This window comes from Methylocella sp. CPCC 101449 (assembly GCF_031921685.1).
Classification (GTDB): Bacteria; Pseudomonadota; Alphaproteobacteria; order Rhizobiales; family Beijerinckiaceae; genus Terripilifer.
Genome location: NZ_JAPDHU010000004.1, coordinates 557,557 through 569,986 on the forward strand (window position 1 = coordinate 557,557; position 12,430 = coordinate 569,986).

At 61.5% G+C, this 12,430-nt stretch carries 13 protein-coding genes and 1 tRNA gene; all 14 read left to right on the forward strand.

All coding sequences use genetic code 11. From position 1 onward, the window contains the following. The gene (nuoH, locus tag OIM99_RS27280; RefSeq protein WP_311853672.1) at window positions 1–1,014 is read left to right on the forward strand and encodes an NADH-quinone oxidoreductase subunit NuoH; all 1,014 of its coding nucleotides are present in this window, start codon (window positions 1–3) and stop codon (window positions 1,012–1,014) included. Beyond that, a complete protein-coding gene (locus OIM99_RS27285) occupies window positions 1,011–1,274 on the forward strand; it encodes a hypothetical protein (RefSeq protein ID WP_311853673.1) in 264 nt (87 codons plus the stop codon). The genes nuoH and OIM99_RS27285 overlap by 4 nt, the downstream gene beginning before the upstream one ends. An 8-nt stretch (window positions 1,275–1,282) precedes the next feature. Further along, window positions 1,283–1,771, forward strand: coding sequence for an NADH-quinone oxidoreductase subunit NuoI (nuoI, locus tag OIM99_RS27290; RefSeq protein WP_311853674.1), 489 nt, complete (start codon window positions 1,283–1,285; stop codon window positions 1,769–1,771). 41 nt (window positions 1,772–1,812) lie between these two features. After that, window positions 1,813–2,418 carry an NADH-quinone oxidoreductase subunit J gene (locus OIM99_RS27295; protein ID WP_311853675.1) on the forward strand — a complete coding sequence of 202 codons (606 nt, stop codon included), beginning with the start codon at window positions 1,813–1,815 and terminating at the stop codon, window positions 2,416–2,418. Window positions 2,419–2,429: 11 nt separating this feature from the next. After that, window positions 2,430–2,738: an NADH-quinone oxidoreductase subunit NuoK gene (nuoK, locus tag OIM99_RS27300; protein WP_311853676.1), complete on the forward strand. Its 309-nt coding sequence runs from the start codon at window positions 2,430–2,432 to the stop codon at window positions 2,736–2,738. 6 nt (window positions 2,739–2,744) lie between these two features. Then, on the forward strand, window positions 2,745–4,772 hold the full coding sequence (gene nuoL, locus OIM99_RS27305; RefSeq protein WP_311853677.1) for an NADH-quinone oxidoreductase subunit L: 2,028 nt from the start codon (window positions 2,745–2,747) through the stop codon (window positions 4,770–4,772). Further along, window positions 4,772–6,283, forward strand: coding sequence for an NADH-quinone oxidoreductase subunit M (locus OIM99_RS27310; RefSeq protein ID WP_311853678.1), 1,512 nt, complete (start codon window positions 4,772–4,774; stop codon window positions 6,281–6,283). Before nuoL ends, OIM99_RS27310 begins: the two co-directional genes overlap by 1 nt. A 10-nt stretch (window positions 6,284–6,293) precedes the next feature. Next, window positions 6,294–7,727, forward strand: a complete 1,434-nt coding sequence (gene nuoN, locus OIM99_RS27315) for an NADH-quinone oxidoreductase subunit NuoN (protein WP_311853679.1) — start codon at window positions 6,294–6,296, stop codon at window positions 7,725–7,727. Window positions 7,728–7,741: 14 nt separating this feature from the next. Then, window positions 7,742–8,509 carry a biotin--[acetyl-CoA-carboxylase] ligase gene (locus tag OIM99_RS27320; RefSeq protein WP_311853680.1) on the forward strand — a complete coding sequence of 256 codons (768 nt, stop codon included), beginning with the start codon at window positions 7,742–7,744 and terminating at the stop codon, window positions 8,507–8,509. Between the two features lie 13 nt (window positions 8,510–8,522). Further along, a complete protein-coding gene (locus OIM99_RS27325) occupies window positions 8,523–10,193 on the forward strand; it encodes a ribonuclease J (protein WP_311853681.1) in 1,671 nt (556 codons plus the stop codon). Then, window positions 10,194–10,598, forward strand: a complete 405-nt coding sequence (gene mce / locus OIM99_RS27330; RefSeq protein ID WP_311853682.1) for a methylmalonyl-CoA epimerase — start codon at window positions 10,194–10,196, stop codon at window positions 10,596–10,598. Between the two features lie 73 nt (window positions 10,599–10,671). After that, window positions 10,672–11,322 carry a cyclic nucleotide-binding domain-containing protein gene (locus OIM99_RS27335; protein WP_311853683.1) on the forward strand — a complete coding sequence of 217 codons (651 nt, stop codon included), beginning with the start codon at window positions 10,672–10,674 and terminating at the stop codon, window positions 11,320–11,322. Window positions 11,323–11,352: 30 nt separating this feature from the next. After that, window positions 11,353–11,577 carry a DUF1467 family protein gene (locus tag OIM99_RS27340; RefSeq protein ID WP_311853684.1) on the forward strand — a complete coding sequence of 75 codons (225 nt, stop codon included), beginning with the start codon at window positions 11,353–11,355 and terminating at the stop codon, window positions 11,575–11,577. 146 nt (window positions 11,578–11,723) lie between these two features. After that, window positions 11,724–11,799, forward strand: a tRNA-Lys gene (locus OIM99_RS27345). Window positions 11,800–12,430: the final 631 nt, after the last annotated feature.

The window sequence follows — 12,430 nt, forward strand, 5'->3', positions numbered from 1 at the left end:
ATGGATTGGGTTCTGCCTCTTCTCATCATCGTCGGCAAAAGCCTGCTGCTGGCCGTCGCGCTGCTGATCTATGTCGCTTTCGTCCTCTATGGTGATCGTAAGGTGTGGGCGGCGGTGCAGTTACGTCGCGGCCCCAACGTCGTGGGTCCGTGGGGGCTACTGCAGTCCTTCGCCGACTTGCTGAAGTTCGTCTTCAAGGAGCCGGTCATTCCGGCGGGCGCCAACAAAGGCGTGTTCCTGCTGGCGCCCTTCGTCACCGGCCTTCTGGCCCTGTCGACCTGGGCGGTCATTCCTTTGGCCGATGGCTGGGCCATTGCCGACCTGAACGTCGGCATTCTCTACGTCTTCGCCATCTCTTCGCTCGGTGTCTACGGCATTATCATGGGTGGCTGGGCATCGAACTCGAAATACCCATTTCTCTCGGCGCTGCGCTCGGCCGCGCAGATGGTGAGCTACGAAGTCTCGATCGGCTTCGTTATCATCACCGTGCTGCTCTGCGCCGGTTCGCTCAATCTCAACGACATCGTCAAGGCGCAGGATACGTCCTACGGCCTGCTCGGCTGGTATTGGCTGCCGCTGTTCCCGATGTTCATCATCTTCTTCATTTCGGCTCTGGCGGAAACCAACCGCCCGCCGTTCGATCTGGTGGAAGCTGAATCCGAACTCGTCGCCGGCTTCATGGTCGAATATTCCTCGACGCCGTATCTGTTGTTCATGCTCGGCGAATATGTCGCCATCGTCGGCATGTGCGCGATGACGACCGTACTGTTCCTCGGTGGCTGGCTGTCGCCGTTGCCGTTCGCGCCCTTCACCTGGGTGCCGGGCATCATCTGGTTCATCCTCAAGGCCACTCTGGTCTTCTTCATGTTCGCCATGGTGAAGGCGTTCGTGCCGCGCTACCGCTATGACCAGCTCATGCGTCTGGGCTGGAAAGTGTTCCTGCCGATCTCGCTGTTCATGGTGGTCCTGGTTGCCGCCGTCTTGCAGTTCACCGGATGGGGAGGGCGCGTATGAACGTCGATCTTTCCAATGCCGGTCTGGTCGGCGCGCTGCTCGGCCTCGCTTTCGGTCTGTTTCAGTTCTCGCTGATCCAGCGCGTCATCAGACGCATGCTGACGAACGAGGCGAAGCAGGAACAGCCGGCACCGGAAGCCATCGCCCATGTCGAACGCTTGATGAAGCCGATCCGCTACGCCCTGCTGGTCGCCGCGCTCATCATCTATCCCCTGGCCGGCTATATCGTGGGCGCGCCCTACGCCACGCAAAGCAGATGAGTTAAGTCATGAAACTCGATCGCGCCGCAAAAGCCCTGTTCCTCTCCGAGTTCGTCGGAGCCTTCGTGCTGTCGATGCGCTATTTCTTCAAGCCGAAGGCGACGCTCAACTACCCGCACGAGCGTAATCCGCAATCGCCGCGTTATCGCGGTGAGCACGCGCTGCGCCGCTATCCCAACGGCGAAGAGCGTTGCATTGCCTGCAAGCTCTGCGAAGCCATCTGCCCGGCGCAGGCCATTACCATCGAGGCTGGCCCGCGCGGCAACGACGGCACCCGCCGCACCACCCGTTACGACATCGACATGGTGAAATGCATCTACTGCGGCTTCTGCCAGGAAGCCTGCCCGGTGGACGCCATCGTCGAGGGGCCGAACGCCGAATTCGCGGTCGAAACCCGCGAAGAGCTCTACTACGACAAGCAGCGTCTGCTCGATAACGGCGCACGCTGGGAACGCGAGATCGCGCGCAATATCGCGATGGACGCACCCTATAGGTAATTGCTCTTTCCGCTCGCGGAAGGATTGATGAGGACGAAACGATGACCGTGGCTGCCGCCTTCTTCTATCTGTTCTCGATTATCATGCTCGCCTCTGCGTTCATGGTGATCGCGGCGCGCAATCCCGTTCACTCGGTGCTGTTTCTCATCCTGGCCTTCGTCAATGCGGCGGGCCTGTTCATTCTGGCAGGCGCCGAATTCCTGGCGATGATCCTGGTGGTCGTCTATGTCGGCGCGGTGGCGGTGCTCTTCCTCTTCGTCGTCATGATGCTCGACGTCGATTTCGCCGAATTGAAGCAGGGCTTCCTGCAATATCTGCCGCTGGGCGCGCTCATCGGCATCGTCGTTGCCATCGAGCTGATCATGGTGCTCGGCGGTTGGACGGCCGCGCCGGGCATCAAGGCGACCAACGCGCCGCAGATCACCGCACTGAGCAATACCGAGGCGCTCGGCCTCGTGCTCTACACGCGCCACGTCTATTTCTTCCAGGCCGCCGGTCTCGTTCTGCTGACCGCCATGATCGGCGCGATCGTCCTGACCCTGCAGCACAAGCCCGGCGTCAAGCGCCAGGACATTTCACAACAGAATGCGCGCACGCGCGAGGAAGCCGTCGAGGTCCGCAAGGTTCCCTCGCGGACCGGCGTCTGACAGAGGATCGCATGGAAATCGGTCTCACCCACTATCTGATCGTCGCTGCGATCCTATTCACCATCGGGATCGCCGGCATCATCCTCAACCGCAAGAACATCATCATCATCCTGATGTCGGTGGAGTTGATCCTCCTGTCGGTGAACATCAACCTGGTCGCCTTCTCGACCTTCCTGGGCGATCTCACCGGCCAGGTGTTCTCCTTGTTCATCCTGACGGTCGCAGCCGCCGAGGCGGCGATCGGTCTGGCCATTCTGGTGACCTATTTCCGCAACCGCGGCTCCATCGCGGTTGAAGACATCAATATGATGAAGGGCTGAGGGCGCATGTATACCGCGATCGTCTTTCTGCCCCTCGTCGGGTTCCTGATTGCTGGCATATTCGGCCGGCAGCTCGGCCCGCGCCCGTCCGAACTCGTCACCACGATCCTCCTGTTCGTGGCAGCCATCCTATCGTGGATCGCTTTCATCAGCGTCGGTTTCAACAACGCCGGCACCAGCGTGCCCGTTCTCGGCAACTGGATCACCTCCGGCGGCCTGAAGATCGATTGGGCGCTGCGGATCGACACGCTCACTGTCGTCATGCTGGTGGTCGTCAACACCGTGTCGGCGCTCGTCCATCTCTATTCCATGGGCTATATGAACGAGGATCCGCATCGCCCGCGGTTCTTCGCCTATCTGTCGCTGTTCACCTTCGCCATGCTGATGCTGGTGACCGCGGACAACCTGGTGCAGATGTTCTTTGGCTGGGAAGGTGTCGGTCTTGCCTCCTATCTGCTGATCGGCTTCTGGTACGAGAGGCCGTCGGCCAATGCCGCCGCCATCAAGGCCTTCGTCGTCAACCGCGTCGGCGACTTCGGCTTTTCGCTCGGTATCTTCCTCCTGTTCGCGCTGACCGGCTCCGTCGCGCTTGATCAGGTTTTCGCCGCCGCGCCGGGCCTTGCTGGCAAGACGCTGCATATCTTCGGTCTTAACGTCGATCCGATGACGCTGGTCTGCCTGCTCTTGTTCGTGGGCGCCTGCGGCAAGTCGGCCCAGTTCCTGCTGCACACCTGGTTGCCGGACGCGATGGAAGGTCCGACGCCGGTGTCGGCGCTCATCCATGCCGCCACCATGGTCACCGCCGGCGTCTTCATGATCGCCCGCATGTCACCGCTGTTCGAATATGCGCCGGTGGCCCTGTCGGTCGTCACCATTATCGGCGCGACCACGGCGTTTTTCGCCGCCACGGTCGGCCTCGTGCAAAACGACATCAAGCGCGTCATCGCCTATTCGACCTGTTCGCAGCTCGGCTATATGTTCGTGGCGCTCGGTGTCGGCGCCTATAATCTGGCGATCTTCCACCTGTTCACCCACGCCTTCTTCAAGGCGCTGCTCTTCTTGGGCGCGGGCTCGGTCATCCACGCGATGCACCATGAGCAGGACATGCGGAAGATGGGCGGCTTGGCCAAGCACATCCCCGTCACCTTCTGGATGATGACCATCGGCACCTTCGCGCTGACCGGCCTGCCGCTGACCGCCGGCTTCTTCTCGAAGGACGCGATCATCGAAGCGGCCTTCGCGTCGCAGCGCCCGGGCGCGCTCTATGCCTTCCTGTTGGTCGTCATCGCCGCTGGCCTGACCTCTTTCTATTCCTGGCGTCTGGTGTTCATGACCTTCTTCGGCAAAGAGCGCTGGGCTGCGGACGCGCACGATGATCACGGTCACGCGCCGGCCGCCGCTCATGGTCACGACGATCATGGTCATGACGACCATGCGCATGACGATCACGGTCATGGTCCGCTGCAGCCTCATGAATCGCCGCAGATCATGCTGATCCCGCTCTACGTGCTCGCCGCCGGCGCGCTGTTTGCGGGTCTTCTGTTCCGCGATGCCTTCATGGGCGAGGGCTTCGAAGGCTTCTGGAAGAAGGCGCTGTTCTTCGGACCCGACAACCACATCCTGCACGACATGCACAATGTGCCGGAATTCGTCGCGCATGTGGCGACCTATATGATGCTTGGCGGCTTTATCGTCGCGACGCTCATGTATGTCTTCTACACCGACGCACCGCGCAAACTGGCCGAGCGCCATGGCATGCTCTACCGGTTCCTGCTCAACAAGTGGTACTTCGACGAGCTCTATGATCGGATCTTCGTTCGCCCGGCCTTCTGGCTCGGCCGCGTCTTCTGGAAGGAGGGCGATGGACGGATCATCGACGGTCTCGGACCCGATGGCATTTCGGCGCGCGTCATCGATGCCGCCGGCCGGGTCGTCAAATTGCAGACCGGTTATGTCTACCACTACGCCTTCGCCATGCTCATCGGCGTCGCCGCGTTCATCACCTGGTATTTGCTGGGCGGAGTGCACAACTGATGTTCGGCTTCGGTCTTCTCTCCGGCCTGATTTTCCTGCCGCTCGTCGGCGCGGCCTTCATTTTGCTGCTGCGTGGCGAAAGTGAAGCGACGCTCAGCAACGTCCGCTGGGCGGCGCTGCTGACGACGGTCGTCACCTTCCTTCTGTCGCTCTATGCCTGGAGCCTGTTCGATACAAATTCGTCGGCCTTCCAGCTCGTCGAGGAAAAGAGCTGGCTTGGCAGCGGTCTGATCTACAAGCTCGGCGTCGATGGCATGTCCATGCCCTTCGTCCTGCTGACCACCTTCCTGATGCCGTTCTGCATCCTGGCGTCGTGGGAATCGATCACCTTCCGCGTCAAAGAATATATGATCGCCTTCCTGGTGCTCGAAACGCTGATGATCGGCGTCTTCTGCGCCCTCGATCTGGTGCTGTTCTATCTGTTCTTTGAAGGCGGCCTGATCCCGATGTTCCTCATCATCGGCATCTGGGGTGGCAAGCGCCGCATCTACGCGAGCTTCAAGTTCTTCCTGTACACGCTGCTCGGTTCGCTCCTGATGCTGCTCGCCATCATGGCGATGTATGGTGTCGCCGGCACGACCGACATCACAGTTCTGCTGAAGACGACATTCCCGTCGTCGATGCAGAAGTGGCTGTGGCTCGCCTTCTTCGCCTCTTTCGCGGTGAAGATGCCGATGTGGCCGGTGCACACCTGGTTGCCCGATGCGCACGTCGAGGCGCCGACGGCGGGTTCGGTCATTCTGGCCGGCATCCTTCTGAAGATGGGCGGTTACGGTTTCATCCGTTTCTCGCTGCCGATGTTCCCGGAAGCGTCGCAATATTTCGCGCCGTTCGTGTGGACCCTGTCGGTCATCGCCATCGTCTACACGTCGCTCGTGGCGCTGGTGCAGGAGGACATGAAGAAGCTCATCGCCTATTCGTCCGTGGCGCATATGGGCTTCGTCACCATGGGCCTCTTCGCCATGAACCAGCAGGGCGTGCAGGGTGCCATCTATCAGATGATCAGCCACGGCCTGGTCTCGGGTGCGCTCTTCCTTTGTGTCGGCGTCGTCTATGACCGGCTGCATACCCGCGAGATCGCCGCTTACGGTGGTCTGGTGCGCAACATGCCGCTCTATGCAGTGGCCTTCATGATTTTCACCATGGCCAATGTCGGCCTGCCGGGCACCTCGGGCTTCGTCGGTGAGTTCCTGACGTTGATTGGCACCTTCTTCGCCAATGCCTGGGTCGGTCTCATCGCCACCACCGGCGTTATCCTTTCGGCCGCTTACGCGCTTTATCTCTATCGCCGGGTGATTTTCGGCGTGCTTGATAAGCCGTCGCTGATGAAGATGCAGGATCTGAACGCCCGCGAGATCGCCTGTCTCGCGCCGCTCGCGCTGCTGGTCATCTATTATGGGGTCCAGCCGGGGCCGATCCTGAGCGCATGCGCGGCCTCTGTTGACCTGCTCATCAAGAACTATCAGACGGCGCTCGGCCTGACCAAGGCCGCCACGCTGGCGCTGCACTGAGGATATGGACATGACCCCGCTTTCCTTCGCGCTGGCTCACTCGCTGCCGGAGATCGTTCTGGCGATCGGCGCGCTCGTTCTGTTGATGCTCGGCGCTCTGCGCCGCCTGTCAGGCGATTGGATCATCAGCGAATGCGCCATCGTGCTCCTCGGCCTCGCTGCGCTCAGCATGCTCTTCCAGGTCGGTCCGACGGCCATCATCTGGGATGGCGCCTTCATCGACGATGCCTTCGCCCGGTTCATGAAATTCCTGGCGCTGGGCGGCGCCATGGTGTCACTCATCCTGTCGCGCGAATTCATGGCACGTGAGCGCATCGACTTCTTCGAATTTCCGGTGCTGATCCTGCTCGCTACGCTTGGCATGCTCATGCTGATCTCGGCGCAGAGCCTGATCGCGCTCTATCTCGGCCTCGAGCTGATGAGCTTGGCGCTTTATGTCATCGCCGCTTTCCACCGCACCAATCTGCGCGCGTCGGAAGCTGGCCTGAAATATTTCGTCCTCGGCGCGCTCTCGTCGGGCATGCTGCTCTATGGCGCCTCGCTGCTCTATGGTTTCGCCGGCACCGTGTCCTTCACCGGCATTGGCGAAGCTCTTAAGGGCGGCCCGTCGATCGGCGTCGTCTTCGGCCTCGTCTTCGTGATGGCTGGCCTCGCGTTCAAAATGTCGGTCGTGCCGTTCCACATGTGGACGCCGGACGTTTATGAGGGCGCACCGACCCCTGTGACGACTTTCTTCGCTTCGGCGGCGAAAATGGCGGCCGTCGCCATCACCGTGCGCATTGTCATGACCGCTTTCCCGGGCATGAAGCTGCAATGGCAGCAGATCGTCGTCTTCATCTCGATTCTGTCCATGGCCATCGGTGCCTTCGGCGCCATCGGCCAGACCAACATCAAGCGACTGATGGCCTATTCGTCGATCGGTCACATGGGCTTCGCACTGGTCGGCCTCGCCGCCGGTACGGAGCAGGGCGTGTTCGGCGTGCTGGTTTATATGGCGATCTATCTCGCCATGACGCTCGGCACTTTCGCCGTCATCCTGTCGATGCGGGTCGGCAACACCTATGTCGAGAACATCGGTGATCTCGCCGGTCTGTCGCGCAATCACAAGTTCATGGCCTTCGTGATGGCGATGATGATGTTCTCGCTGGCCGGCATTCCGCCGCTCGCGGGCTTCTTCGCCAAATGGTACGTCTTCCTGGCCGCCATCAAGGCGAATCTCTACTGGCTCGCTGTCATCGGCATGCTCGCCAGCGTCGTTTCGGCGTTCTACTATCTGCGCGTCATCAAGATCATGTATCTCGACGAGCCGGCGCGGCCCTTCGAAAAGGCCAACTGGGAAGTCAGCGCGATCGTCGCGCTCGGCGGCCTGTTCGTTGTCCTCTTCTGGGTCTATCCGGCGCCGTTGGTGAATGCCGCGAGCCTCGCCGCCAAATCCCTGTTCTGATCCAAAGCTCATCATTGTCCATCGCCGCATTCCGTTTCGAACATTTCTCCGAAATCGCTTCGACGAATGATGCGGCGATGGCGCGGGCACGCAGCGGCGATGCCGGCCACCTTTGGCTCTCGGCCGATGTGCAGACGTCCGGCCGCGGCCGTCACAATCGGCCCTGGACCTCGCCGTCGGGCAATCTCTACGCCAGCCTGCTGCTGATCGATCCTTCGGTTCCAGCCAAGGCGCCGCAGCTTGGTTTCGTCACCGGTGTCGCGCTCGTCGATGCGCTGCGCGACTTCGCGCCCGACATCAAATTCGCCCTGAAATGGCCAAACGACATTCTCGTCGGCCAGGCGAAGCTCGCCGGCATTCTGCTCGAAGGCTCGTCCTTGCCCGATCGGCGATTTGCTTGCGTGCTTGGTTGCGGCGTCAATTGCGTCAACCATCCCGACGGCCTTGCCTATGCCGCCACCGATCTGAAAGCATTGGGCCTTGAAGTGGCGCCCTCCATGCTTCTCCAGGCCCTTGCGATCACCTTCGCGCGCTGGCTCGATGTGTGGGCGGCGGGGGAGGGGTTTGCCTTCATCCGTGCAGCCTGGCTCGAACGGGCCGCGGGCTTTGGCGGTCCCGTGCGGGTCAATCTCGGTGGGCAAATGCACGAAGGCCGCTTCGCCGATATGGATGCGGCCGGCCGTCTTATTCTCGATAAGCCGGATGGGCGCGTGACAATCGACGCGGGCGATGTATTCCTGGGATCGGTCAATCGGCCGCCACATGTAAACGGACAGCCATAGGAGCGCCCGGCAGATGACCGACAGCAACACCGATCTGGTTTTCGCCCCGCTTGGCGGCCTTGGCGAGATCGGCATGAATGCGGCGCTCTACGGCTTTGGCCCCAAGGGGCGGCGCAAATGGCTGATGGTCGATCTCGGCGTCGCCTTCGCCGGCCCAGAGTTGCCGGGCATCGATCTCATCTTGCCGGACCTCGCCTTCATTGAACGGAACCGCAAGGATCTGGTCGGTCTGGTCATCACCCATGCCCACGAGGATCATATCGGCGCGGTCGCGCGCCTGTGGCCACGCATCGGCTGCCCACTCTACGCGACGCGCTTTGCCGCAGGCCTGCTCGAAGTCCGCCGGCTGGGGGAAGACGGCGCGCCAAAAGTGCCGATTCACATTGTTGCTCCCGGTGTGCGCATCGATCTCGCACCCTTCAGCGTCGAGATGATTCCCGTTGCCCATTCGATTCCCGAGAGCACGGCGCTCGCCATTCGCACGCCGCTCGGCACGGTTCTGCATTCGGGCGACTGGAAGATCGATCCCACCCCTGTCGCCGGTTGGGCGACCGACGAAGCACGCCTGCGCGCTATCGGCGATGAAGGCGTGCTGGCGCTGATCAGCGATTCCACCAACATCCTGCGCGACGGCGAAAGCCCGTCCGAAGCCGATGTCGCCGCCAATCTCGAAAATCTCATCGCCGACGCGCCGAACCGCGTTTTGGTGACGACCTTCGCCTCCAATGTCGCGCGCATGCGCGCCGTGGCGCTGGCCGCCGCGCGCGCCGGACGCCATGTCGTCGTCGCGGGCCGTGCCATGGACCGGGTGTCGGAAGTGGCGCGCGAATGCGGCTATCTCGACGGCGTGCCGGATTTCCTGCCGGCCGAGAGCTTTGCCAATCTGCCGCGCAACAAGATCGTCATCATGGCGACCGGCAGCCAGGGCGAGGGCAGGGCGGCCATGGCCCGCATCGCCAACGACGATCATCCGCAGGTGCATCTGGCGTCCGGCGATCGCGTCATCTTTTCGTCGCGGCCGATCCCTGGCAACGAGCGCGCCATCAACGACATTATCAACGGCCTGGTGCGCCAGGGCATCGAGGTCATCACCGACCGTACCGATCTCGTCCACGTCTCCGGCCATCCGCGCCGCAGCGAAGTGAAACATCTTTACGAATGGATCCGCCCTCGCATCGCTATTCCGGCTCATGGCGAGGCCTTGCATCTGAGCGAACACGCGCGCTTTGCCCGCGCGCAGGGCGTCGCCGAAACGCTCGTCGTCAACAATGGCGATCTCGTTCATCTGGCACCAGGCGTTGCTGGTATCATCGATCAGGTCGATCACGGCCGTCTCTATACCGACGGCGATCTGATCGTCCCCTCGGATGACGAGGCGCTGCGCGAACGTCGCGGTCTCTCCTTCGCCGGCATTATTTCGGTCGGTGTGGCCATGACGGCCAAGGGCGAACTGGCTGGTGATCCCGATGTGGTGATCTCGGGCATTCCCCAGCGCACGCGCGATGGCCGCGCCATGGATGCGATCATCGACAAAGCGGTGTTCGAAGTTTTGGAGGGCCTGCCGCGTGCGCGCCGGCGCGATCCCGATGCGGTGGAGTCGGCGGTGGAACGGGCCGTACGCAGCGCCGTACGCGCGGTCTGGGGCAAACGGCCGACGGTGCATGTGCTGGTGATGGAGGTGTAGGTGATCGGACGGCTCAACCATGTCGCCATCGCAGTGCCCGATCTCACAGCCGCCGCGCGGACCTATCGCGACACGCTCGGCGCCAAGGTGTCGGAGCCGCAAGCTTTGCCGGAACATGGCGTCACGGTCGTCTTCGTCGAACTGCCGAATACCAAGATCGAATTGCTTGAGCCGCTCGGCGCGTCGTCGCCCATCGCCAAATTTCTGGAGAACAATCCATCCGGGGGCATGCATCACGTCTGCTACGAGGTGGATGACATTCTCGCGGCCCGCGACCGCTTGAAGGCGGCGGGCGCCCGCGTGCTGGGGGATGGCGAGCCCAAGATCGGCGCCCACGGCAAGCCGGTGCTCTTCCTGCATCCCAAGGACTTCTGCGGCACCCTGGTCGAGATCGAGCAGGTTTAGCGGGACAACCCGCCGCCTTGATGCGCTGGCCAGGTCGTGTCACCTCTTGGCTTGAAGTCAGCGAGGGGCGGACATGGATAGTGTGGCTGTGGCATGCGGTTGGGCCGGTACGGCACTCGCCGTCGCGGCGTTCTGGCCGAAGACGATCATGCCGTTGCGCTGGCTGATGGTGGCCGCCAGCCTGTTCGCGATCGTCTATTTCGCCTGGGAGCGGAACTGGCCGCCTCTTGGCGCTAATGTGCTGATCCTGCTCCTCAACCTGTGGCGCCTGCAGGAAATGCGCAAGCTGATCGCCGATGCCGAAAAGGCCAATCGCGAGGAGCTGAATTTCGACTGGCTCACGCCGCATATGCAGGCGGTCTCGTTCGAGGCCGGTGAAACCCTGTTCAACAAAGGCGACGAGGCCGATGCGGTCTATGTGGTCGCCGAAGGCCAGCTCAATCTACCGGAACTGGGTATTATCATCGGCCCTGGGGCCATGATTGGCGAAATGGGCCTGTTCTCGGTGGGTAACCGCCGCCTGTCCGGAGCCCGGGCCATGGGGCCGGTACGGGCTTACCGCATGGCCTATCGCGATTTTGAGCAGCATTATTTCCAGAATCCGCAATTCGGCCTTTATCTGGTCCGCCTGATGGTGCGCCGGCTGGAAAGCAATCTGTCGCGCTATTCGGGGGGCAAGGCCGGGCCGGTGGCGGCCGCCGCGCCCCCAGGTCTAAACAGTTAAGGTCAAGAAAGAAGGACACGAAAGCCCATTATGTCGATACCGCTCTCAATCGCGCTCTTCATCACCATCTGGTGGACGGTTCTGTTTGCCGTACTGCCCTTTGGCGTGCGTTCCCAGCACGAGCAGGGCAATATGGTCGCCGGAACCGACCCCGGCGCCCCGGTGGCGCCCCGCCTGCTGATCAAGGCGCTTTGGACCACCGTCATTTCGGCGATCATTTTCTGCGGCTTTCTGGCCTATGTCGAATATGCCTGAGCGCATCTGACTTTTAATCAAGAGGTCCTGAATTTACCTGCCTGAAACGGGGATGGGGCACCTCAGGCTATTGACCCCAGGGGCCCCGGCGGATACTCAGGCCCCGCCTCGTTCATTCGAGGCCCCGCCTCGGCCCTTGGCCACGGGAGCGCGTAGCTCAGCCGGTAGAGCATCTGACTTTTAATCAGAGGGTCATGGGTTCGAGTCCCATCGCGCTCACCACTTAAAAACAATGACTTATGGTCTTATTTTTAGGTCGGTGTTTCCCAAAACTGGAAATCTGGAAGCAGCTGGGAAGCTCAAAAGCGTATATTTGAGGCGCCGCTGCTGCGTGAGACACGCGCACGTCGATCCTGCGCCATTCCCCGTGTCGCGTGCCAATAGCGTCATTAGCGCCAATAGCCTTGGCGATGACATCTCCGGACCCTGTGCCAATAGTGTCATTAGTGCCAATAACCCTGGTAGCAGGTTTGGTGCGCTCAGCCCGGTAACCATTCTCTTCCGGCAAGGCTGGACTGCATTGACGCGCGACGAACATGCTGGTCTTCGAAGCGCAAGTGGCTGTAAGCTTAGGTCGCACATGGAAATGCGAGATTGACGAGGCGCTCATATGAAAGCAGCGCATGGAAAGCAGATCACCTGCTCGCTGGGACATGGGAAGAACGTCCACAGAGCTAAACCCATTGTGGAAGATGACTTCGTTGTCTTTGGCGACCTGGACGTCGGCCCCCGCTGGGTCTGTCGGCGGTGTAATTCGGCCGTGGCCGAGATGAGAACCTTCGATCAAACTTGGCGAGCCCATACCCAAGAGGGCTGGATCCAGTAGCAATGCAGATGGTTAGGTGCTGGGCGC